Origin of the sequence: Streptococcus caledonicus, assembly GCF_042656225.1 — a bacterium.
GTDB classification, from domain to species: domain Bacteria; phylum Bacillota; class Bacilli; order Lactobacillales; family Streptococcaceae; genus Streptococcus; species Streptococcus caledonicus.
Map to the genome: position 1 here is coordinate 70,005 of NZ_JBHSOJ010000016.1, position 23,268 is coordinate 93,272.

General features: G+C 36.8%; 27 protein-coding genes and 1 other annotated feature. Of the genes, 24 read left to right on the plus strand and 3 right to left on the minus strand.

Going from position 1 to position 23,268, the window contains the following annotated elements; translation table 11 throughout:
- The first annotated feature begins 87 nt into the window (after positions 1–87).
- Positions 88–1,338: a prolyl oligopeptidase family serine peptidase gene (locus ACFPQ3_RS04350; RefSeq protein ID WP_198039887.1), complete on the plus strand. Its 1,251-nt coding sequence runs from the start codon at positions 88–90 to the stop codon at positions 1,336–1,338.
- Between the two features lie 72 nt (positions 1,339–1,410).
- On the opposite strand, the gene ACFPQ3_RS04355 is transcribed toward ACFPQ3_RS04350, so the two are convergent.
- The gene (locus ACFPQ3_RS04355) at positions 1,411–2,415 is read right to left on the minus strand and encodes a helix-turn-helix domain-containing protein (protein ID WP_156805704.1); all 1,005 of its coding nucleotides are present in this window, start codon (positions 2,413–2,415) and stop codon (positions 1,411–1,413) included.
- Positions 2,416–2,665: 250 nt separating this feature from the next.
- On the opposite strand from ACFPQ3_RS04355, the gene ACFPQ3_RS04360 reads away from it, so the two are divergent.
- The 17 genes from ACFPQ3_RS04360 to ACFPQ3_RS04440 all read left to right on the plus strand — a co-directional run bounded on the left by ACFPQ3_RS04360 (position 2,666) and on the right by ACFPQ3_RS04440 (position 17,988).
- Entirely contained in the window at positions 2,666–2,983 is a 318-nt protein-coding gene (locus ACFPQ3_RS04360) for a PTS lactose/cellobiose transporter subunit IIA (protein WP_156805705.1), read from the plus strand.
- Between the two features lie 4 nt (positions 2,984–2,987).
- Positions 2,988–3,287, plus strand: coding sequence for a PTS sugar transporter subunit IIB (locus ACFPQ3_RS04365; protein WP_156805706.1), 300 nt, complete (start codon positions 2,988–2,990; stop codon positions 3,285–3,287).
- 16 nt (positions 3,288–3,303) lie between these two features.
- On the plus strand, positions 3,304–4,569 hold the full coding sequence (locus ACFPQ3_RS04370) for a PTS sugar transporter subunit IIC (protein WP_156805707.1): 1,266 nt from the start codon (positions 3,304–3,306) through the stop codon (positions 4,567–4,569).
- Between the two features lie 18 nt (positions 4,570–4,587).
- Positions 4,588–5,496 carry an alpha/beta hydrolase gene (locus tag ACFPQ3_RS04375; RefSeq protein WP_156805708.1) on the plus strand — a complete coding sequence of 303 codons (909 nt, stop codon included), beginning with the start codon at positions 4,588–4,590 and terminating at the stop codon, positions 5,494–5,496.
- Positions 5,497–5,511: 15 nt separating this feature from the next.
- A complete protein-coding gene (locus ACFPQ3_RS04380; RefSeq protein WP_156805709.1) occupies positions 5,512–6,798 on the plus strand; it encodes a glycoside hydrolase family 140 protein in 1,287 nt (428 codons plus the stop codon).
- A 135-nt stretch (positions 6,799–6,933) separates the two neighbouring features.
- On the plus strand, positions 6,934–7,164 hold the full coding sequence (locus ACFPQ3_RS04385; protein ID WP_156805710.1) for a hypothetical protein: 231 nt from the start codon (positions 6,934–6,936) through the stop codon (positions 7,162–7,164).
- 215 nt (positions 7,165–7,379) lie between these two features.
- A complete protein-coding gene (locus tag ACFPQ3_RS04390) occupies positions 7,380–7,928 on the plus strand; it encodes a GNAT family N-acetyltransferase (RefSeq protein WP_156805758.1) in 549 nt (182 codons plus the stop codon).
- A 633-nt stretch (positions 7,929–8,561) separates the two neighbouring features.
- Entirely contained in the window at positions 8,562–9,845 is a 1,284-nt protein-coding gene (gene spxR, locus ACFPQ3_RS04395) for a CBS-HotDog domain-containing transcription factor SpxR (protein WP_156805711.1), read from the plus strand.
- Positions 9,846–9,996: 151 nt separating this feature from the next.
- Positions 9,997–10,857: a methionyl aminopeptidase gene (locus ACFPQ3_RS04400; protein WP_156805712.1), complete on the plus strand. Its 861-nt coding sequence runs from the start codon at positions 9,997–9,999 to the stop codon at positions 10,855–10,857.
- Positions 10,858–10,978: 121 nt separating this feature from the next.
- Positions 10,979–11,893: a YihY/virulence factor BrkB family protein gene (locus ACFPQ3_RS04405; RefSeq protein ID WP_156805713.1), complete on the plus strand. Its 915-nt coding sequence runs from the start codon at positions 10,979–10,981 to the stop codon at positions 11,891–11,893.
- 99 nt (positions 11,894–11,992) lie between these two features.
- Positions 11,993–12,652 (plus strand): CBS domain-containing protein, encoded by a 660-nt coding sequence (locus ACFPQ3_RS04410; RefSeq protein ID WP_156805714.1) that lies wholly within the window; start codon positions 11,993–11,995, stop codon positions 12,650–12,652.
- Positions 12,653–13,171: 519 nt separating this feature from the next.
- Complete coding sequence (gene tmk, locus ACFPQ3_RS04415) at positions 13,172–13,816, plus strand: dTMP kinase (protein WP_156805715.1); 645 nt, start codon at positions 13,172–13,174, stop codon at positions 13,814–13,816.
- Entirely contained in the window at positions 13,813–14,676 is an 864-nt protein-coding gene (locus tag ACFPQ3_RS04420; protein ID WP_156805716.1) for a DNA polymerase III subunit delta', read from the plus strand. Before tmk ends, ACFPQ3_RS04420 begins: the two co-directional genes overlap by 4 nt.
- A gap of 16 nt (positions 14,677–14,692) precedes the next feature.
- On the plus strand, positions 14,693–15,019 hold the full coding sequence (yabA, locus tag ACFPQ3_RS04425; protein WP_156805717.1) for a DNA replication initiation control protein YabA: 327 nt from the start codon (positions 14,693–14,695) through the stop codon (positions 15,017–15,019).
- A 116-nt stretch (positions 15,020–15,135) separates the two neighbouring features.
- Positions 15,136–16,002, plus strand: coding sequence for a 16S rRNA (cytidine(1402)-2'-O)-methyltransferase (rsmI, locus tag ACFPQ3_RS04430; RefSeq protein WP_156805718.1), 867 nt, complete (start codon positions 15,136–15,138; stop codon positions 16,000–16,002).
- Positions 16,003–16,014: 12 nt separating this feature from the next.
- Complete coding sequence (gene pepT, locus ACFPQ3_RS04435; protein ID WP_156805719.1) at positions 16,015–17,244, plus strand: peptidase T; 1,230 nt, start codon at positions 16,015–16,017, stop codon at positions 17,242–17,244.
- Between the two features lie 255 nt (positions 17,245–17,499).
- Positions 17,500–17,988, plus strand: coding sequence for an EbsA family protein (locus ACFPQ3_RS04440; RefSeq protein ID WP_156805720.1), 489 nt, complete (start codon positions 17,500–17,502; stop codon positions 17,986–17,988).
- Here the strand turns inward: ACFPQ3_RS04440 and ACFPQ3_RS04445 are convergent.
- Positions 17,978–18,175 carry a ferredoxin gene (locus ACFPQ3_RS04445; RefSeq protein WP_156805721.1) on the minus strand — a complete coding sequence of 66 codons (198 nt, stop codon included), beginning with the start codon at positions 18,173–18,175 and terminating at the stop codon, positions 17,978–17,980. The two genes, ACFPQ3_RS04440 and ACFPQ3_RS04445, sit on opposite strands and share 11 nt — an antisense overlap.
- 45 nt (positions 18,176–18,220) lie before the next feature.
- Here ACFPQ3_RS04445 and ACFPQ3_RS04450 point away from each other — a divergent pair, with 45 nt between their 5' ends.
- From ACFPQ3_RS04450 to rplT, 5 genes are all read left to right on the plus strand, one after another.
- Positions 18,221–18,718: an SAG1386/EF1546 family surface-associated protein gene (locus tag ACFPQ3_RS04450; protein WP_156805722.1), complete on the plus strand. Its 498-nt coding sequence runs from the start codon at positions 18,221–18,223 to the stop codon at positions 18,716–18,718.
- 10 nt (positions 18,719–18,728) lie between these two features.
- Positions 18,729–19,409: a (d)CMP kinase gene (gene cmk / locus ACFPQ3_RS04455; protein WP_156805723.1), complete on the plus strand. Its 681-nt coding sequence runs from the start codon at positions 18,729–18,731 to the stop codon at positions 19,407–19,409.
- A 23-nt stretch (positions 19,410–19,432) separates the two neighbouring features.
- Positions 19,433–19,558 (plus strand) — a sequence feature (ribosomal protein L20 leader region).
- Positions 19,559–19,572: 14 nt separating this feature from the next.
- Positions 19,573–20,103 carry a translation initiation factor IF-3 gene (infC, locus tag ACFPQ3_RS04460; RefSeq protein ID WP_156805724.1) on the plus strand — a complete coding sequence of 177 codons (531 nt, stop codon included), beginning with the start codon at positions 19,573–19,575 and terminating at the stop codon, positions 20,101–20,103.
- Positions 20,104–20,136: 33 nt separating this feature from the next.
- Positions 20,137–20,337, plus strand: coding sequence for a 50S ribosomal protein L35 (gene rpmI / locus ACFPQ3_RS04465; protein ID WP_027974444.1), 201 nt, complete (start codon positions 20,137–20,139; stop codon positions 20,335–20,337).
- A gap of 49 nt (positions 20,338–20,386) precedes the next feature.
- Positions 20,387–20,746: a 50S ribosomal protein L20 gene (gene rplT, locus ACFPQ3_RS04470; protein WP_000124834.1), complete on the plus strand. Its 360-nt coding sequence runs from the start codon at positions 20,387–20,389 to the stop codon at positions 20,744–20,746.
- 413 nt (positions 20,747–21,159) lie between these two features.
- On the opposite strand, the gene ACFPQ3_RS04475 is transcribed toward rplT, so the two are convergent.
- Entirely contained in the window at positions 21,160–21,798 is a 639-nt protein-coding gene (locus ACFPQ3_RS04475) for a Pr6Pr family membrane protein (RefSeq protein WP_156805759.1), read from the minus strand.
- A 141-nt stretch (positions 21,799–21,939) separates the two neighbouring features.
- On the opposite strand from ACFPQ3_RS04475, the gene ACFPQ3_RS04480 reads away from it, so the two are divergent.
- Positions 21,940–23,082 carry an Mbeg1-like protein gene (locus ACFPQ3_RS04480; protein WP_156805725.1) on the plus strand — a complete coding sequence of 381 codons (1,143 nt, stop codon included), beginning with the start codon at positions 21,940–21,942 and terminating at the stop codon, positions 23,080–23,082.
- The last annotated feature ends 186 nt before the right edge of the window (positions 23,083–23,268 follow it).

Here is a 23,268-nt window from a genome sequence, read left to right on the forward strand (position 1 = left end):
TCTTATTATCGTATCAATTTATCTTAATATTTTGTTGATAATCAAGAAAATAACGATTAACAAATATTTTATTCAAGGATGTAAATGATGGAATATATAACTGTTACACAGATGACTGAAAATGGACCATTTATCACAAAATTGATTTTGCCTTTGCCGGAGGAGATTGATCATCGTTTGGTTTCGAGAGAAACGTTTAATGTTTACGTTGAATGTCGTGATAAAGAAAATGAACAAATCATATCCATAACGGACAGAGTTTCAGGGGAAAAACAGATTTTAAAAGGTTATCCAAGAGTTTTAGACTGTTATCCAAGTGATGCCTATGGGAATGAGCGAACGTCTTCTTCATACATTACGCTAGAATTGGCAGAAGAACGTCTTAATAAACGAACAGTAGGTACCATTTTAGAAAGTCGTTATATTACAAATCAATATCGGATCACTCAAACCAAAGAAATCACTGAGCAATGTAGTGGGTTAGTGTATGATTCCTGTAGAGAAGAAAGAAGTCCCGATACTGAAGGATGGCGTGTTGCTTATACGAAGGAAATACAGTTAGAGCTTAATTATGCTTACTATCAGCCAACAAAAGATGTAGAGGATAGTGTTCTACCCTTGGTAATCTGGCTGCATGGTGCCGGTGAAGGAGGGCAAGATCCACATATTGTCTATACAGGTAATCGAGTTACTGTTTTGTCCAGTCGTTCTATTCAAGAGAAATTAGGACAGGCATGGGTGTTGGTTCCGCAGTGCCCTACGGTTTGGATGGACGATGGTAAAGATCAACTTGGACGTTCCAATCAAAGTATTTATAGTATCCCTTTAAAAAAGGTTATTGATGATTTTATTAGTAGACATGTAGATAATATTGATAAAAAACGTATTTATATCGGTGGATTGTCTAACGGTGGCTTTATGACATTAAGAATGTTGTTAGATTATCCAGACTTTTTCGCTGGAGGAATCGCTTGTTGTGCACCGTTCTACTTGGAAAATGCAGGTGCAGAGCCATTAGAACGTTTAATAACCACCCCTTTATGGTTTGTCCATGCTAAAGGAGATGAATTAGTTCCCCCTAAAGAGACAACGATTCCTCTTTATCACCATTTGAAAGGTTTAGGAGCGGCTAATCTTCACTACACACTTTATGAAAATGTTGTGGATAAAACAGGTCGCTACAAGGAAGCAGATGGTCGTCCTAGACGTTACTTCAGTCACGGTGTTTGGATCTATGTTTATCAAGATGATCCTAATGTTGATTTTGATGGTAGAAAAGTCATTGATCAAGGATTGCCAGTTACCCTTTGGGAGTGGATAGGGCAACAGTCCTTATGATATTGTTTAAACTCAAACGCTAGTTTTGCTTTATCGTATTAAATGTAAAATAAAAAATAAGCACTCAGATAACTACCCTGAGTGCTTATTTTGTCGCCTAAAATCCGCTGGAGTTTGGTGATATTTATCTTTAAATAGTTTGTAAAATTGATTGAGATTACTGAAGCCAACTTCTAAGGCAATATCACGAATAGGTTGCTTACTGTTAAGAAGGAAAGGGATACTAGCTTCAAGTCGACTATTTTGTAATAATGTTTTGAACGTCTGTCCAGTATAAGATTTTACCAAGCTACTAAAATAGCTACTATTGTAACCAAAGTATTCTGCACAGCTTTCTAAGGAAGTATTGGCATAGTGAGTGCTAAGGTAAGAGAGAATGTCTAAAGTTAGCTGCTGTTTATGGCTATCATCACTGGTACCATTAGCTTCAACAGAAAAAGAACGAATCAACTCTAGTAAAATCAACTGAAAATAATGATTTAACACCATACGATTTAGCACTTGTGGATCATAAACTTCGCAGAGTAACTGTTGAAAAAGAAGCCGAAGATGAGAAGAATGTTGCTTGCGGAAGAGAAGATATTGATTATGGTTTTGACTATCAGAGATAGCTTGAAAAAGAAATTGGGATAGAGCAGAGCGGTTTTGCTGGCGATTTAGAAAATGTTTCCTAAAATAATCAGGATTGATATTAATACTGATGATAATATCATTAAAATCAGCGCTATTAACAGCATGAGTTGCATTAGTATCAATAAGAATCAAATCACCTTCATTTAATAAAATTTCTTTATCGTTGATATAGTGGAGACTCTGACCTCTATAGACATAATTGAGTTCGATAGCATCAGTAACATGATTTGGAACAGGCGTAAAGCGACTTTGTTTACGGATGAAAAAATCTACAGGATTTCCAGGTTGTTTGTTGAAATTTTTGGAATATTGAAATTGAAAAACATTGTTTGAGTGTGGTATTAATGTTTGCTTTTTGAGATAGTCTGGTGTTTCATGATTAAGATAACGGTGCTCGCTTTGAGTAATTTCAAGTAATACTTTTTCTAACTGATTAAAATCCATAAATCTACCTAAAGAAATGATATGTTTTTTACAAAAATATGTTATTTAAATGATATCATGAAAGCGCTATAATTTAAAGTGTAGGAAGGAATTATTTTGGTTTGTAAAATCATGAGTTTATTCTGAAGAAAAGATAGTTATTGTGCAAATATAACATTTGAAGTATTACTTTTTAAAGGTAAAGAGAGGAGGAAGTTTTTTATATCAGTATAACCGAAAATATAAAAATAATATGATAAAGGAGAAAGAAATGGAGAACAATTCAACAACTGAGTTAGCAGCTATGACACTCATAGCTAATTCAGGGGACGCGAGATCGCTAGCTTTTCAAGCACTAGAAAAAGCAAAACTTGGCAAATTTTCTGAAGCAGAAAATTTATTAAAAGAATCCGATGAAAAGTCTAAGGTAGCTCACAAAGCTCAAACGGAATTGCTGTTTAGCGAAGCGGGTGGTGATAACATAAACCTCACGCTATTAATGGTTCATGCACAGGATCATTTAATGACAAGTATGTTAGCTGTTGAAATGATTCGTGAATTTATTACATTATATCAAGGTAAGGAGTAAGAAGATGAAAATTTTATTGGTATGTGCTGGTGGAATGTCAACTAGTATGTTAATGAAAAAAATGGAAAAATATTGGTCAGAAAGAGGCATGACTTTAACGATTCAAGCTGTAGGACTTTCTGAATATAAAGATATGTATCAAGAATTTGAGATTATTATGGTTGGACCACAAGTCTCTTATCGGTTACAAGAAATTAAAGAAAATACACAATTGCCAACAGCAGCAATTCCTTCGTTTGATTATGCAATAGGAAACTGCGAAAATATTTTGTCCTTAGCAGAAAAATTGTATCAAGAAAAATAGAGAATGAGGTGCTACAATGGGATTTGTTGAAACATTTACTGAGAAGGGTCAGGACATTGCTAACAAAATTCAAAGCAATCGTTATATGTCTGCTATATCCAATGGGTTGATGTCAACCTTGCCGATTATGATGATTGGGGCTTTAAGTACCCTACTCTCATCAATGCAAATTGAAGCATATCAAAATTTAATTGCTCCTATTAAAGCATTATTAGCGTTGCCTGCAACGTTCACAACTAATGCTCTGTCTTTGTATACTGTATTTGCTATTGCTAATGAGTTAGCCAAATCATTCAAGCAAGATGGTGCTGGAGCGGGTTACGTTTCTCTTTTTGCCTTTCTTGTTTTGACGCCAATTTCACTCTTTACTGTGGAAGGTGCACCAATGCCTGTATCAGCTTTGACTTTTGATTTTCTGGGAGCGCGTGGTCTCTTTGCAGCAATGATTGTTGGTCTATTGGCTTCTCGGATTTATATCTTTGCATTGGATAAAAACTGGACTATTAAAATGCCGGATGGGGTACCTCCATTTATTACTAGAACGTTTTCGAGTTTGATTCCAGCTTTTATTGTTGCTATTATTTTCACTATCATTTCCGGTGTGTTTGCTCAAACAAGCTTTGGTAGTTTTCATCAATTTATTTATACTGTTCTTCAAATCCCACTACAAGGACTTGGAGGCAATATATGGTCATTATTATTAGCTCTCTTTGTTATGCAATTACTATGGGTATTCGGTATTCATGGAGCAATTGTTGTTATGGCAGTTATTCGTCCAATCATGACCACGCTTGACTTAGAAAACTTGGCCGCCTACCAAGCTGGTGAAGCAATGCCGCACTTGGTAACAGGTTCATTTTGGAGTGTTTTTGCAAACTTTTCGCCAATGTTAGGTCTTGTTCTTGTTCTCTTTGTAACAAAGAGTAAACAGTTTAAACTTTTGGGACGTCTAGGAGCGCCAGGTGCTATTTTTGGTATCCATGAACCTCTTATTTTTGGCTTGCCAATCGTAATGAATCCAATTCTTGCCATTCCTTATATTTTATCTCCAATGGTATGTACTCTCCTTGGTTATATCTTGACGGTTGTAGGTATTTTACCACGTGCAATTGGTATGCAAGTGCCATTTGGAGCTCCGATTTTTTTGTCAGGTCTTTTACAAGGTAGTTGGAAGCTTGGTGTAGCGCAACTTTTGATGATTCCAGTTAGTGCTGCAATCTATTACCCATTTGTTAAAATTCTTGATAAACGTAATCTTGAACAAGAGCAACATGCCGAATGATTCATAAGGAGAGCTGCGATGAAGTATCTTGAACAAAAAATTGGTACAAATGGTGCCTATGCAAAATATTATTTTCAAGAACCTAGTCATGAAATTGATTTAAAACGTAAGTATCCTACAATTGTGGTTTGCCCGGGAGGAGCTTATTTTTGGACGTCTTTCCGTGAAGACGAACAAGTGGCTTTACGTTTTCTAGCAGAAGGCTTTCATGTGGTTGTTGTTCATTATGCCACAGAGGGACGAGCAGCTTACGATAGTGATAATCTGACTGAATTGCCTAAGAATCCAGTATCTGTTTTTCCAAATCCTCTCGTTGAATTGGCGACAGCGACAGCTTTTTTACGAGAAAATGCTGAAACATTTAATGTTGATGAAGACTTTATTGTGGTTTCCGGTTACTCTGCTGGAGGCAATTTGGCGGGGCAACTTGCAACTTTATGGCATGAAGATTGGTTAGAAGAAAAAGTTGGAAAACCAAAAGAACTATACCGTCCAACACATGCTATGCTTGGTTATGCTGCACTAGATTTTAATATTTCAGATAAACAAGAAGACAATTTCAATAAGGTGGCACTAGCCACTACTGGTCATCCTTATGGGGATAGGAAAATTAGTGAGGCTATGAATCCAATTAGTCATGTCTCAGATAAAACACCACCATGTTTTATCTGGCATACACGTCAGGATACACTCGTTCCTGTCAAGAACGCACTCTGCTTTGCACTGGAACTTGAAAAATATGGTGTTGCCTATGAGTTGCATGTTTTTGATAAAGGGAAACACGGTTTAGTATTAGGCGATTTACGGACGGGTATTAAGGCTAGTAATAAAAACGCTCAAGTCTATAAATGGGTTGACTTGTTTCTTGAATGGTTGTATCCTAGAAAAACAGATCGAGGTGGTTTTTATAAGTCTATCGACGGTTAGTAAAAGGAGAAAAATATGTTTCAGGTTGCAAAAGGACAGCGTTATTTTACGCAAGATGATAAGCCTGTCTTTTATTTAGCAGACACCTGTTGGAGTGCTTTCACTAATATCAGTGAAAGTGATTGGGAGTATTATTTAGATTTTAGAAAAACTCAAGGTTTTAACACCATTCAGGTAAATATGCTTCAGCAGTGGGATGCTAGTCAGACTACGTTAGATTTTAAGCCATTTAAAATTAAACCTGATGGTACATTTGATTTTGAAATATACGATGAAGTCTATTTTAAAAGAGCTTTTAGAATGTTTGAAAAAGCCTATCAAAAAAATATGACAATCGCTTTAGTATTATTTTGGTGTAACTATTTACCTAATACTTGGGCTAGTCAAATGCCGATTAAACAGCTCGGTATTTTTCCAAAAGATAATGTAGTAAGCTACGTTGATAAGGTTATGTCACTTTACGATCGATTTAAACCTATTTATATTATTAGTGGAGATACGGACTTTCAAACAGATGAAGTAATTGAGGATTATTATCTAACAGCTCTTAATCGTGTCAAAGAAAATAATCGAGATGCGTTAACGACTCTTCATATTAGAGGTAGAGAAGCTGATTTACCAGTGGTGCTTAAAGAAAGTCCAAATTTAGATTTTTATATGTTTCAGTCAGGGCATAATAGTAACTATCGTGAAATGTCTTATCAACTAGCGGAAATCTTTTCACGGTTTTCACCACAAAAACCTACGCTAAACTCTGAACCTTGTTATGAGCAGATGGGGTATAGTAGAAGAATCTATGGCCGTTTTTCCAGAGAAGATGTGAGAAAAGCGGCTTGGCAATGTGTTTTGTCGGGTGCTAGTAGCGGGATTACTTATGGAGCTCATGGTATTTGGTCATGGCATAATAGTCACTATTCATTTGATTCTAGTGTCGGAGAGGCCTTTGAGAGTCCATATGATTGGCGTGATGCATTACATTTTCCAGGAGCATGGGACTATGCTTTTTTGAAAAAATTTTGGGAAGAACATGGCTTAAATAAAGCTAGACCTGCACAATACCTTCTTCAAAATGATACGTCGGAAATACGTTTAGCGGAAACTGAAACTGAAATTTTGGTTTATATTCCATCCAATATTGAAGTAAGATTAGATGGCTCTTTGGAAAGTTGCCAAATGACTTTTCTTGATTTGGAGACGAAAAATCAGCAAATTGCAACAGCTTGCTACGTATCTGAATTAAATCAAACATTGGTCCGTATGCACAGTTTTCTTAGGGATGTAATACTTATCATAAAAAAATAAAAGTGATAATTGAAATCATGTGAAGAAGGAGTTAAAGAAAATTATTCTATAGGATAAGACAAGCATATCTATGAATAAATCCTCTTTGTAAAATTAGGATTTATTTGTATTGATTTTGTAGTCACTGGACATGACTTGGGTGCCTCTTACGAAGCTGCTGAAGTATTTATCAATGGTCAATCTGCTGGTGTGAAAATCTCACCTTCATATCGTTTTGATACAACAGGATTATTCAAGGACGGAGAAAATGACCTTCGTATTGAGGTTACCAATACACTCGGCACAGTCTTTCGTGGTGGTTTAAATCAGTATCTTACAATTGAGCCATTTGGATTAACAGAGGGTATTAAATTGTTAAAATCGTGATAGATTTGGCTTATTCATTTGATTTTTGTGATTCCTACTGTGGCAATACCGTTTAAATCAAATATTTTAACTGATATCATTAGTCAAAAACATAGAATCATTACATTTTTATGATTGAATTCTATGTTTTTTTCTTTGTCTTTTTGATCTGTTATATAAAAGAAAGTCTTTTTTATGATATAATATAAATGATTAACCTTGAGAAAGGCTTTATTTTGGACTTGTTAACTATTTTAGCAACTTATTCTGTTATAGAGACAGAACATCTGTACCTAAGACCGTTCTCATTTGCAGATGCGGAAAGTTTTTATGCGATTGCAAGTAACCCTGATAATTTGGATTTTATCTTTCCGATGAGGACAACAAGAAGTGAGAGTGACTATCTTCTAGTGCACGGTTTTCTAAAAAATCCATTGGGGGTTTGGGCAGTTGAAGAGAAATCAGTTGGTAAACTTATTGGAGCTATTAAGTTTGATAAGTTAGATCCAGTTGAAAGATGGGCGGAGCTAGGTTACTTTGTTAAAAAAGAGTTTCAAGGACAAGGCTTTGCTACGGAGATGCTAAAAACGATTGCTTTTTTGAGTTTTCAAGAATTTGGTTTAAAAAAGCTCTGCCTTGTTACTCATGAGGAAAATAAGGCAAGTCAGCGGGTTGCAGAAAAATCTGGCTTTAAAGTGAAACGTCGTTACAAAGGCAGTGACCGTTACACCCATAAAGTGCGTAAGTATTTAGCATTTGAGTTGTACAAAGAAAATGACAATTAACATCATATGATATAACCTGTTGTGCTAGTTATTTTCTTTTTTAGCACTTATCTTTATGTGGTGCGGGGCGCTTCAAAGGTCTAGGAGACCTTTGAAAGTGGGAAATGAAGTTCGCGAAGTCGGCATCAAAACCTCCTACAGGTTCCATTCCTTTTTGTCTTGCCAACCCCATCGCGGAAAGCGCTGGATGTGGCGACTTCGTCGACCTTGATAACTACTTCTGCATATAGCTGTACGGTTTAAGTGATATCTATGTAAAAAAGAAACTTAAATAATAGTCTTCGGCAGCTTCAGATACCTCTATTATTTGTACTGTAAATCTGTTGAAATAAATTTAACTAGCATAACAAGTATGATATATAATTTAGTTTCTAAGTAGTTAATCATCTTTGAATGCTCTTGACACAGCTACAATTATTCCTAGGCGCATGGTCGCTTTGGTATTTATGGCAATGAAATTGTCACTTCTATAACTTTCCGTAGTGGTGAAAGAGACTGATAAAAAAGAGTAGACTATTTTAAAGACTGGATGATGATCATGTAAAAGAAATTGTTGGGAAAGGAAACAAAACTGTTTTAAGTATGCTGAGGCAATATTAGGCGTACTCTTAGGACAAACTTAGGAACTTCTTTATGAGTAAGCACCAGGAAATTTTAGATTATTTAGAAAATCTAGCAGTAGGGAAACGTGTCAGTGTTCGCTCAATTTCTAATCACCTCAAGGTTAGTGATGGGACTGCCTATCGTGCCATTAAAGAGGCTGAAAATCGTGGAATTGTAGAAACTCGTCCCCGTTCAGGGACAGTACGTGTTGATAAAAAAATGCGTGTCCGATTGGATAAACTGACTTATGCAGAAATTGCTAGAATTTCTGACTCGGACATTGTAGCTGGAGTAAGTGGCTTGGGTCGTGAATTTAGTAAATTTTCAATTGGAGCGATGACTCGTGAAAATATTTTGCGTTATCTAGTTAATTCTGGACTTCTCATTGTAGGGGACCGTGAGGATATCCAACTTCTAGCTTTAGAACATCAAAATGCCGTTCTAGTGACAGGAGGCTTTTCGGTATCTGACAAGGTTAAGGAAATGGCAGAGCACACCGGAATTCCTGTTATGGTGACGAGCTATGATACCTTCAGTGTAGCGACTATGATTAACCAAGCCCTCTCCAACGCACGTATAAAAACTGATGTTAAAACAGTTGATGAGATTTATCAGTTTAAGTCAGAATATGGTTATCTATTTGGAACAGATAAAGTTAAAGATTTCCACGGCCTGACTAAGAAAACTAATCACGTCCGTTTTCCTGTCGTCAATGAAAATGAAAAAGTTATTGGTGTGGTGAGTATGCGAGACATTGCTCAGAGAGAGCTTGAAGAAACCATTAGTTCGGTCATGACAAACATTCCTTTTACAACCAAACCGAGTGTTAGTTTGGCTAATATTAGTCAAAAAATGATTTTTGAAGATTATAATATGGTACCAGTTGTGGCTGATGATTTAACGCTTCTAGGAGTGATTACTCGTCGTCAAATCTTAGAGGGAATGCAAAATCTTCGTCACCCTAATCTTCATACCTATAGCGAACAAATGTTGGCGCACCTACATCATGAAAAAGATGGTTTTTCCTTTGTCGTAGAGCCTGTCATGTTAGATCATTTAGGTCAATTAGCGCAAGGTGTCTTAGCAGAATATTTCAAAGAAGTAGCGCATCGTCTTTTAACTAAAAAAAGTAAAAAGAATGTTATAATCGACCAAATGATGATATACTTTTTAGAGGCTGTTCAAATTGATGACCGTTTAACCATTGCGTCTAAAATTGTTATGGAAAATCGCCGTAGCAGTATTTTGGATATTGAGATTTATTTGGAAAATCAAATGGTTGCTAAAGCGATGGTAACCACAAAAACCACGTAATCATAAACAGTTAGTAGTTTGAAAATGAAACAGCAATCTAGCAGAACATATAAAAGACCATCTCAAGATACTGAAAGGGTCTAAATGAAGAGACAAAGGTATTTTTCTAGTCTCTTGAAAATAAAGATTAAGATATAAAAAGGAGAAAAATTTGATCACTTTAAAATCACAACGTGAAATTGAAGCTATGGATAAAGCAGGGGATTTTCTTGCCTCAATTCATATAGGCCTTCGTGAATTGTTAAAACCAGGTGTTGACATGTGGGAAGTTGAGGAATATGTTCGTCGCCGCTGTAAAGAAGAAAATGTTTTACCTCTTCAAATCGGTGTAGACGGTCATCTCATGGATTATCCTTATGCGACTTGCTGTGGACTCAACGATGAAGTTGCACACGCTTTTCCGCGTCATTATATCCTCAAAGATGGTGACCTTTTAAAGGTTGACATGGTTTTATCTGAGCCTTTGGATAAAGCGGTGCTAGATGTTTCAAAATTAAATTTTGATAATGTTGCTGAGATGAAAAAGCACACTGAAAATTACAAAGGTGGCTTAGCAGATTCGTGTTGGGCATATGCTATTGGAAACGTGTCTGACAAAGTCAAAAATCTCATGGCTGTGACTAAAGAAGCAATGTATCGTGGTATTGAACAAGCAGTTGTTGGAAATCGTATCGGAGATATTGGTGCTGCGATTCAGAAATACGCAGAAAGTCATGGCTACGGTGTAGTACGTGACCTAGTGGGACATGGTGTAGGTCCTACAATGCATGAGGAACCAATGGTGCCTAACTATGGAATAGCTGGTCGTGGTCTGCGCTTGAAAGAAGGCATGGTCTTGACTGTTGAACCAATGATTAATACGGGTACCTGGGAAATTGATACCGATGTAAAGACTGGGTGGGCTCATAAAACACTTGATGGAGGACTTTCTTGTCAATATGAACATCAATTTGTCATCACAAAAGACGGTCCAGTTATTTTGACCAGTCAAGGAGAAGAACGAACGTATTAAGTGATGTATTTCTTTGGAAAAACAGAGATAGATAGAACTTTCAAGGATGTGTAAAAGTGGCTTAATTGTAAAAAAATAAGCCAATCTGATAAATTAAAAGCTACTAAGGAGTAAGGTCAAGATGAAAAAATTAGTGAATCGTCTTCAGAACAGTCAATTCTTGACTTTTTTTCTAGAGCATTATAAGGCTTCGGAAATGGATTTATCAAGCATTGCAGTAGCGTACTACTTACTATTAACCATCTTTCCTTTTCTGATTTTATTAGCTAATATTTTTCCTTATCTCAATATTGATACCAGTGAACTTTTGCTTTTTTTAAGGGATAACTTACCGCATCAATTGTATGTAAGCACGTCCGGTATTATAAGCAATATTTTTAACACCTCATCAAGTGGTCTTGTGTGGGTATCCGTTTTAACGGGACTATGGACGACTGCTAAAAGTATGACCTTTTTACAAAAAGCAATTAATAAAGCCTACGATGTGCAAGAGCATCGCGATTTTGTACTATCTCATGCAATCGGTGTGCTATCAGGTGTGATTTTAGTCTTGTTTTTGATCTTAGCCATCTTTATATCTACCTTTGGCAAAGCGGTGCTTAATATTATTTACCAACACTGGCATATTGATAGCGGACTCTACAACAGTCTATCGCATCTAACTCAGCCCTTGACGTTTCTGGTTTTTTTAATTGCTGTAAGCTTGCTATATTTTATTTTGCCAAATGTCAAAATAAAACGAATAAGAAACGTTTTACCAGGAACACTTTTTACCAGTATTGTTCTCTTGCTAACAACTAGTCTTTTTGGAGCTTACTTTAATTTGGCTATCGCAAGGTTAGAAGATTTACGATTTTTTGGTTCAGTAGCGATTTTGGTAGTCATGTTCTGGTTTATCTTTTTTGCTAAGATCTTGATTATCGGTGCGGTGTTAAACTCCTCTTTTCAGCGTAGGCGAGAAGGAGATATTGAAACAAGACGTGGTGATGTGTTGCAAATTATTCAAGAGAGACGTGAAAGACGAGACCAGCATTAGAACCAAAAAAGTGATTTTTCAGTAAATATCATTCTTTTAATGTAAACCTTTCCAAAAACATGTTATAATGATATTAAGAAAATAGTCGGAGGAATTTCTATGGCAGTAAAAGATTTTATGACTCGAAAAGTTGTCTATGTTTCGCCAGAAACAACAGTAGCTCATGCAGCTGACTTAATGAGAGAACAAGGATTGCGTAGACTTCCAGTTATTGAAAAGGATCGCTTAGTTGGTCTTGTTACAGAAGGCACAATGGCGGAGGCTCAGCCTTCCAAGGCCACAAGTTTATCTATCTACGAGATGAATTATTTACTCAATAAGACAAAAATACGTGATGTTATGATAAAAAATGTTATCACAGTTGATCCATACGCTAGTCTTGAAGATGCTATTTTCCTAATGATGACTCACAACATTGGTGTCCTCCCAGTAGCGGAAGATGGCTATGTTTCTGGTATTATTACGGATAAAGATGTTTTCCGAACATTTCTCAGGGTTTCAGGCTATGGTGAGGAAGGGATTCGTGTGCGTGTTTTGACTGAAGATAGTGTCGGAGTTCTTGAAAAAATTGTCAAAACCATTTCAGATGAAAATCTTAACATTAGACGTACGGTAATTGCTGATGAACGTCATGGGAAGGTCGTCGTAGAAGTTCAAATTGATGGAAATTTTGATGCAGAAATCCTTAGAGAAAAATTAGAGAATCAAGGAATAAGGATTGATAGTCTTGTCAAAACACAGGCTAAGGCGGGATTTTAGTTTGTTAGAGGTTGGGACAAAATATCTCAACCTTCTCTTTTTGATAGTAATAACAGATCGACGCAGTGGTTGATTGGAAGTCCTAGACTGGACACTTCTTTATTTTCAAGTGTCCACCTAAAATAATCCACTGGATTATTCTCGCTCATTCGTTTTCAAGCTCGAACCTAAAATAGTCCACTGGACTATTTTAGTACCACTCAATCGTTAGCGGCCATCCTATACGAATGTGATGAACGCCGTTCATCTTATTTCCAACCTTTCAAAGGTCTCTCAGACCTTAACGATTGAGACGAACTTCGTTCGACTTATTCCTCACCTCCAAAGGTTTCCAAAACCTTTGGAGCTATGCGGATGTGGGAGTGAAACTGTCCAGTGGACAGTTTCAGCTTGAGCTTATAAACCAGAAAGCGAGGAAAAGCGAAATCGTCATTTGTTGACGATTTAACGATTTTGTCCCACTCTCTTTTACATGATTTTTTGGTAAAATAGAAGAAATGATAAACAGAAAGAAGTCATATGAAAAAAGGTTTTTTGGTATCTTTTGAAGGTCCAGATGGTGCTGGTAAAACAAGTGTATTAGAGGCTTTGGTGCCACGATTACAGGAGAAAGTTGACGATGCAATCATCACAACTAGAGAGCCAGGTGGCATCGCAATATCAGAAAAAATTCGAGATGTTATTCTTGATGTCGAACATACCAATATGGATGAAAAAACAGAGCTTTTGCTCTATATCGCCGCTCGCCGCCAACACTTAGTTGAAAAGGTTTTACCTGCTTTAAAAGCAGGTAAATTGGTTCTGGTCGATCGTTTTATTGATAGTTCAGTGGCTTATCAAGGATATGGACGAGGTCTTGATATTTCTGCCATTGATTGGCTTAATGACTATGCAACAGATGGGCATAAACCAGACCTAACCCTGTATTTTGATGTGCCGTCAGAGATTGGACTAGATCGTATTTCAAAAAATGCAGAGCGAGAAGTTAATCGGCTCGATTTAGAAGCTCTCAGCATGCATCAGAAAGTACGTTCTGGTTATTTGAAATTAGCTAATCAAGAAAGTAATCGCGTGGTAACGATTGATGCGAGTCAGTCTCTTGAAAAAGTTATCAATGATGCTTATCAAGTTGTTTTATCAGCCTTAGAAAAGGTAGAGAAATGAAATTAGCCCTACACCAATCCAAACATTTTGAACGGTTTTCTTATATTCTAAAGAATGGTCACATGAGCCATGCCTATCTTTTTTCTGGAGACTTTGGTTCGTTTGAATTAGCGCTTTGGTTAGCCAAAAGTCGATTTTGCGAACAACTCTCCGATGGTTTGCCTTGTGAAGTTTGTAGATCCTGTCGTTTAATTGAACAACGAGAATTTTCAGATGTGAAAATTGTGGAACCTCAAGGACAACTGATAAAAACAGATACTATTCGAGAGTTGACGCGTGATTTTTCTCGTTCAGGGTTTGAAGGAAAATCACAAGTTTTTATCATTAAAGATGCAGATAAAATGCATAGTAATGCGGCAAATAGTCTTTTAAAATTTATTGAAGAGCCTCAAAGTCAGTCTTACGTGATCTTGCTCACCAGTGATGAAAGTAAGGTACTGCCAACAATTAAAAGCCGTTGTCAATTATTTCGCTTTGTCAAAAATCAGCAATATTTAGAAGACCTATTGTTACAACAAGGACTTTTGAAAAGTCAAGCACGTCTTCTAGCGCAAGTTGCAACAAATGAATCAGAGGCGCTAGCCTTGTCCCAAAATAGTAAGGTGTTAGATTTGGAACGAATGTTGGAAAAATTTGTCAAACTTTTAAATCAAGAGAGTGACAAAGCTTATTTAGAAGTGTCAAGACTATCATCCCTTGCATCAGAAAAAGATTTTCAAGATTTGACGTTTAGATTACTAACGGTTATCCTATCAGAAAAAAATAATCCAAAGTTGTTAACAGACTGTTATCAAGCAAGACGCATGTGGCAAGCTAATGTTAGTTTTCAAAATGCCTTAGATTATTTTGTGATTGCTTAGAGAAGAAGGAGGATGAATGAATAAAAAAGCATTACTGGAACAAATGGAAGCTTTCTCTCAACAATTTATGGTAAGTCTAGCAGAATTTGATGCCATGAGAAAGAAAGTCCAAGAAGTTTTTGAAGAAAATGCGCGTCTTCGTATGGAAAATACAGCCTTACGGGAGCATCTTAGTCAATTAATTATTGATGAACAGCCTCTCAGACACTCGACTCGAGGAAAAGAGCATATGGAATCCATTTATGAAGAAGGATTCCATGTTTGCAATGATTTTTATGGTCAACATCGGGAAAATAAAGAAGATTGTGCCTTTTGTATGGAACTTCTATACAGTCGAAAATAATTAATAGAGAAAATCAATAATAACAAGATTATCATTTTGATTTTTCTAATTTTGATGATTTGAGAACTGACGGGTGTCTGTCACAGACTCACGTATCGTACTAAAAGGAGAACACCATGCAAGTTCAAAAATCCTTTAAGGGGAAAACAAGTTATGGAACCCTTTATTTGGTTCCAACCCCTATTGGAAATCTACAAGACATGACTTTTCGTGCAGTTGAAACGTTAAAAAATGTTGATGTTATCTGCGCAGAGGACACGAGAAACACTGGTTTGTTATTAAAGCATTTTGATATTGAAACGAGACAAATCTCCTTTCACGAACACAATGCTTTTGAAAAAATACCAGACTTGATTGCTCTATTAAAAGAAGGCAAAAGTCTGGCTCAGGTATCTGATGCGGGAATGCCCTCCATCTCTGACCCAGGACATGATTTGGTTAAATCGGCCATTTCAGAAGAGATTTCTGTCGTTTCTTTGCCAGGGGCTTCTGCTGGCATCACAGCTTTAATTGCATCAGGATTAGCTCCTCAACCACATATTTTTCATGGTTTTTTACCGAGAAAAGCAGGGCAGCAAAAGGCATTTTTCCAAGAAAAAAAAGCTTACCCAGAGACCCAAATTTTTTACGAAAGCCCTTATCGTGTATCTGATACGCTGGAAAATATGTTGGAAATCTATGGTGACCGTGATGTTGTCGTGGTTAGAGAATTGACTAAACTTTACGAAGAATACCAACGTGGAAAGATTTCAGAAGTTTTAACTTATCTATTAGAAAATCCTCTGAAAGGAGAATGCTTGATTTTAGTTTCAGGAGCTTCTGAGGATGTTATTTCTGATGACATCGTGGACGAATTAGACCTAGAGGATTTAGTTGCACAGCTCATTTCTCAAGGGAAAAAGCCCAATCAAGCCATCAAGGAAGTCGCTAAAACTTACAACCTCAATCGTCAAGAGGTTTACAATGCTTATCATAAGATTTAGAAGGAAACTAACATGTACGAAAATTTACTAGACCGCTTTTTAACCTACGTTAAAATTAACACACGTTCAGATGAAAACAGCACGACAACACCATCTACACCAAGTCAAACGGATTTTGCACTCAATATCTTGAAGCCAGAAATGGAGCGCATTGGGCTTGTTGATGTGCATTATTTAGAGCACAATGGCTATATTGTTGGTACTTTACCAGCTAATGGCGAGGGGTTCAAGCACACCATTGGTTATATTTCTCATATTGATACCGCTGATTTTAATGCTGAAAATATTGCGCCACAAGTCATTGAAAACTATGACGGTGGTGATATTGCACTTGGTTCATCAGGCTATAGCCTATCTCCAAAGGATTTTCCAAATCTTGATAATTACAAAGGACAAACCTTAATTACAACAGATGGGACAACACTTCTTGGTGCTGATGATAAATCAGGTATTGCTGAAATTATGACTGCTGTTGAATACCTTGCAAGCCACCCTGAAATTGAGCATGGAGAAATCCGTGTTGGGTTTGGTCCAGATGAAGAAATTGGTGTTGGTGCTAATAAATTTGATGTTGAGGACTTTAACGTTGACTTTGCCTATACCATTGATGGTGGACCACTCGGTGAACTTCAATATGAAACTTTTAGCGCAGCCGCAGCGGAACTTCGCTTTATCGGGCGAAATGTTCATCCAGGAACAGCTAAAAATAGCATGATTAACGCCCTGCAATTAGCAACAGATTTCCATAATCAACTACCTGCTGGAGAACGCCCTGAGCATACAGAAGGTTATGAAGGGTTCTATCATCTTCATGGTTTGAGTGGAACTGTTGATGAGGCGACAAGCTCTTATATTATCCGTGACTTTGAGGATAAGGCTTTTGAAAATCGCAAAGCTGAAATGGAGAAAATCGCAGCTAAGATGAATGCAGAACTCGGAGAAGAACGCGTCATTTTGACCCTTCACGACCAATACTATAACATGAAAAAAGTCATTGAAAAAGACATGACACCAGTTAATATTGCCAAGTCTGTTATGGAAAATCTTGAGATTAAACCAATCATCGAACCAATTCGTGGCGGTACAGATGGCTCTAAAATTTCCTTTATGGGAATTCCAACACCAAACATCTTTGCAGGCGGTGAAAACATGCATGGTCGCTTTGAATATGTCAGCCTACAAACCATGGAAAAAGCAGTTGATGTTATCATCGGGATTTCAACATATAGGGATAAAAATTAGAAACAAGCTATAAAATATGTTACAATGAGAATAGGACAGGAGTCATGATTTCGTAGTTTTGGCTTCCTCTTGTTATCTCATTTCTAAGCTCAGGCTAAATCTGTCCAGTGGATTATTTTAGGCAGACACTTGAAAATAAAAAGCAGACCTCCAATCAACCACTGCATCAAGTTATCTATAAACTAAAATTTAAGAGGCGGGGATATTTTTGTCCCAACCTCCTTTTGATGTCATTATATGGAAAGGGGAAGTGACATGATTAAACTTTTTGGGAAAATCAGATATCATTGGCAACCAGAGTTATCATGGTTATTGATTTATTGGTCACTGACCTTTTTACCTATTTTTATTGGTTTGTCCATGCTCTATGAAAAAACAGACGTTCCAATGGCATTTTTTGTTATGATAGGAGTATTTGGAACCCTGTTTAGTCTTGGCTTCCATCGTTACTTTATCATTGGAGACGATGGTCGCTTAGAGATTGTCGATAGTCAGTTTTGGAAGCAAACCTATGTGCTCATTTCTGATATTGAGAAAGTAGAAGTAACCAAGACCACTTTAAGTTTAGTTTTGACAAACGGTCAAAGCCAGTTATACTACATGAGAAAGTGGCCTAAGAAATATTTTCTGGATGCTCTTGCCATTCACCCAGATTTTGTGGGAGAAGTTGAGCTTTTGGATAATTTTATCAAGTTGGACTATTTTGAACACTACCAGGACGACAAAAAGGTTTCTACTCATTAATAAGGGCCTTGGTTGGGCAGTATTTGACGGCGAGAAGTGTGTCATGATCTGTGTCATCAAACTGTTGAGTGAGTAGATTGCTATTAGTGAATTTAACAATGCCGTCATCATGATAATCAAAGGCTGTTGAGTAGGTTTGGCAAAGGCCACAAGCAATACATTTTTCTGGAATTATAGATACTTTCATGGTATCATTGTAATATGAATTTTTAGATTTAACAAGGGAGAAATCATGAGTAAAGAACCATGGGAAGAGCAGGTGTTTCCCAAAGATGAACAGGGAGAGTCTAGGAAAGAGCGAAAAAATGCTGGCGTTCAAACACCGATTTTGACAATTTTGCTGAGTATCTTTTTCGTTATTTTTGTTGGAGTTTTATTGTTCGCTTTCTATACCTCAAATGGCAATACGAGTCGTGAAGAGGCTACGACTGGTTTTTACGGTGCTTCTACTCAAGTTGATACTAAAAATAAAAAATCAGAGTCTGATTCTAGCGAAACGCAGTCAGTATCACAATTAGAAGAACCCACTGAAACGACCAGTGTTAGTCAGACTGAAGCGGTTATCCGAAATGGTGGAACGACGGTTGTAGAAGCAGGTGAGGGGGCGGGTGCTATTGCGGCACGTGTTGGAATATCTTTAGACAAGCTTTATGCCTTAAATCCTGAAAAAATGACTGGTCCTGGTGGAACGTGGTGGGCAAATCCTGGCGATGTGGTTTACATTGATTAGAAAGTAAGACATGAAAAATATTAGAATTGCTGTTGATGGACCTGCCTCAAGTGGGAAATCAACGGTAGCGAAAATTATTGCTAAAAATCTTGGGTACACTTATTTAGATACAGGTGCGATGTACCGTTGTGCAACTTATCTTGCTTTGAAAAATGATTTGACAGATGAAAATGTAGCGATGATTTTACAGCAATTAGATGAACACCCTATTTCTTTTGGCAGAGACATTGAAGGAAATCAATTGGTTTTTCTAGGTGATGTAGATGTCACCCTGGCCATCCGTCAAAATGATATCACAAATAATGTTTCTTGGATTTCAGCTTTACCAGAAATTCGTGAAGAATTAGTTGCGCAACAGCGCCGAATCGCTGAAAAAGGAGCCATTATTATGGATGGCCGTGACATAGGGACAGTTGTTTTACCTGATGCAGAATTAAAAATTTTCTTAATTGCTTCTGTTGATGAGCGTGCAGAAAGACGTTATAAAGAAAACCTTGAAAAAGGAATTCCAACGGATCTTGAAACGTTAAAAGAAGAGATTGCGGCGCGCGATTATAAAGATAGTCACCGTAAAGTATCACCGCTTAAGGCGGCTGATGACGCTATTACTTTTGATACAACAGGGGTTAACATTGAAGGAGTTGTCAACTTTATTCAAGAAAAAGCGAAAAAAATTATTGACAAGGGCTAGTCTATCTGTTACAATGGTAGCAATGAGAAAAGCAGAAGTGAGAACTTCTCGCCTTGCGACCTAGGTTGTCTGGCCCTACATGTCAAATTTCAGTAATGAAATAAAATGTGTGCGGGCTTGGTTTGTCAAGTCCGCTTTTGGTTTTCTCTAAAAAAATGAAGAGGTGAAGATCATAGCTAAAAAAGATCTATTCATCAACGACGAAATTCGTGTTCGCGAAGTTCGTTTGGTTGGTCTTGAAGGTGAACAATTAGGAATCAAGCCATTGTCAGAAGCGCAAGCCATTGCTGACCAAGCAAATGTTGATTTGGTTTTAATTCAACCACAAGCGACACCGCCAGTTGCGAAAATTATGGACTATGGTAAGTTCAAATTCGAATATCAAAAGAAACAAAAAGAACAACGTAAAAAACAAAGCGTTGTAACGGTTAAAGAAGTTCGTCTTAGCCCAGTAATTGATAAAGGTGACTTTGAGACAAAACTTCGTAATGGCCGTAAGTTTCTTGAAAAGGGAAATAAAGTCAAAGTTTCTATTCGATTTAAAGGACGTATGATTACCCATAAAGAAATTGGTGCAAAGGTGTTAGCAGAATTTGCTGAAGCAACACAAGATATTGCAATTATTGAGCAACGCGCTAAAATGGATGGGCGCCAAATGTTTATGCAACTTGCACCAATCCCTGACAAGAAATAGTCAGATAATATATTTATAGAGGAGAATTCTAAAATGCCAAAACAAAAAACACACCGCGCATCAGCTAAACGTTTCAAACGTACAGGTTCTGGTGGTCTTAAACGTTTCCGTGCTTTCACATCTCACCGTTTCCACGGGAAAACTAAAAAGCAACGTCGTCACTTGCGTAAAGCAGGCATGGTACATGCTGGTGACTTTAAACGTATCAAAGCAATGCTTACTCAAATGCGTTAATCGCTAGAAGCATTCAACTACTTACTGAATTATTTGGAGGAAAATATAAATGGCACGTGTTAAAGGTGGCGTTGTCTCACGCAAACGTCGTAAACGTATTCTTAAATTAGCTAAAGGTTACTATGGAGCAAAACACATCTTGTTCCGTACTGCAAAAGAGCAAGTAATGAACTCTTACTACTATGCATACCGTGACCGTCGTCAGAAAAAACGTGATTTCCGTAAATTATGGATCACTCGTATCAACGCGGCTGCTCGTATGAATGGTTTGTCATACTCACAATTGATGCATGGTTTGAAACTTGCTGAAATCGAAGTAAACCGTAAAATGCTTGCTGACCTTGCTGTTAATGATGCAGCAGCTTTCACAGCTCTTGCAGATGCAGCTAAAGCAAAATTAGGTAAATAATGAGTTACTGTTTAAGCGACCTCTGCTAAGGTCGTTTTTTTGTGGTATCAAATTATAGAGTCGTTAAAAAAGGATAGAGTCAAAAAGTCAAGTTTCATACTGTCTTTTATAGTGGATTGAATAAAGGTTAGGACATCATTAAATAGCTTTGATGAAGTCTAGTTCTATCAGAAGCTCCTAGCCTTGCCCTATTATAGTAATTTGAATTAAGAACATGACGTCGATGAATCATTTTGATCAAAGATAATCCTAATTAGTTATTCTATATTTTGTCCTAATCTATGTTCAATTAACTATATTTTCTCAATCTACCATAAAATGACTATCGAACAATTAAAAAGGCATAGAATTGACGTTTTTTAAGAACATCATTCCATGCCTTTTACTGTATTCTGAAAGGTTTATCAAGCTCCTCATCTGACAGTTTCTTTGCAGTTAGCTCCAACAAGTTTTTTCACTAAAAGAAGAAGGTAACCTCCGACAACATAGGCTGAAGCAATGATAAGTGAATTAATGAGTACCTTTTGAAGTCCAAATTTATTGACATTAATAAAGAAGTAAGCATAAGGGCTGTCTTTAGCGCCAGGAATCGGTAGTTGTAATACCATACCATTAAAAATAGCAAAAGCAAAATACCCTAAAGGGAATGAAGTCCAAGTTAGTGGGTCAAACCAACGATAGCTATTTTTCTTATCAATTATAAGCGTATCAAGAATAAATCCGATTGGTGCTATGTAATGAACAAGGAAATTACGAATATTCCAATAAGCGTGAGGTTCTGCTAAAGGAGCTAGCATAAAATGATAGACAACGGCTGTGATCATGATAGCCATTGTTACAGCCCCCTTTGAACGTAATAATTTTGAAGAATGATTTATAGAACCATTCTTACCTTCCCAGCCAATAAGATAGAAGAGAAAACTAAAAACAAGGATGTTTGAAATAACGGTATAATAAAGTAGCATACCAAAGCCATCTTGATAGATTTGCATACCAACACCGATCACTCCACATAAAGCAACGATAAATCTATAAAATTGTACTTTGGCTATTTTGATAATTGGGTTAATTTTACTCATTAACATTCCCTTTCTTTTATTTGGAAATCAAACTGTTTTACATTATACCACTTTTTTTCTTGACTGGCGACTGAAATATTTGTACAATCAAAAGGATTGAAGGAGGGCGACGTTATGCCAACGATTTGTGATTATGTTAACAGTGCTTCAAACAAAGATTTTGAAGAATTGGCTTTGAATGATTTGGATATTGTTTGCCTTAATGAGTTGGCCTACCTCCCTTTTGATGGTTATGTAACGCAGGATACTGCCCTTTCTTTTAAAGATATGCGCCAGAGATTAAAGAAAGAAAAATCTGCTATTCAGTATGATTTTATGCTAACCAAGGATAGAGTGAAGCTATTTGATGCTATGCTCAATAGCAAGCGTTTCAAAGATTTGATACTATCTCATTATGTGAATGATATTAGTAAAGAGTTTGAAAAACAGTTTGCGGCAATGGTTTTCCATATTCCTTCTATTAATCATTGGCAGCTGGTTTTTCGGGGAACAGATGATACCCTCATTGGTTGGAAAGAAGATTTTAAATTGACCTATATGAGCGAGATTCCAGCCCAGCGTTCTGCGGTCACCTATCTTCAACAGTTTTTGGAAAAAGCAGAGCAACCAGTCTATGTGACAGGACATTCCAAAGGTGGTAATTTAGCAGTTTATGCAGCCAGTCATCAAAAAGCGGTGCTTCAAAAGAAAATTAAAGCAGTCTTTATGCTTGATGCTCCAGGTTTTAAGCCAATTTTTTTCAAGAAAGAAGGTTACCAGGGGATTCGAGATAAACTAATTGTCATGAGACCTAAAGAATCAATTGTAGGTGTTATGTTACAATTGGATGTAACACCATTTATCATAGATGCAAACCAATTTGGAGTGTCGCAGCATGCAGTAACGACTTGGAAAATTTCTGAAAAAGGCCATTTTATTAGCAATGAACCAACCAATCTCAGCAAGCAATTGGATAAAACATTTGACCAATGGGTATCAGAACTTAGCAAGTCAGAATTGAAAGTAATCGTTGATTTACTTTTTGATACCTTGATGGATGCAGGTATTAACAGTCTTAATGATTTAACAACTAAGGAAGCTATTCTCAAACTCTTATCTGCATTTGGGACTATGAATCAGTTGGACAAAAAGCAACAAGCCTTGATTCAAAAGTCGCTTTGGAATCTAGTGACGGCGTTTGCTCAAAATAGTAAGCCCGACTTTAAGCCTAGCTGGCATTTGGATGACTTTTTAAAAAAATGGAAAATAAAAGAGTAGAAGCAGTTTCAGTTCAAGGAACAGCTTTTACTCTTTTCAAAAGAAGATTTTTTCTAAACAGGATTCCTCAGATTTTTTAGTATCTGTATTTTATAAGAAAGCAACCCAAAAAAACATTTTGAGTTTTGGTAAGCATTATCTAGAGAGAAAATGACTGTTTGTTAGATGAAAACATATGACGGTCAA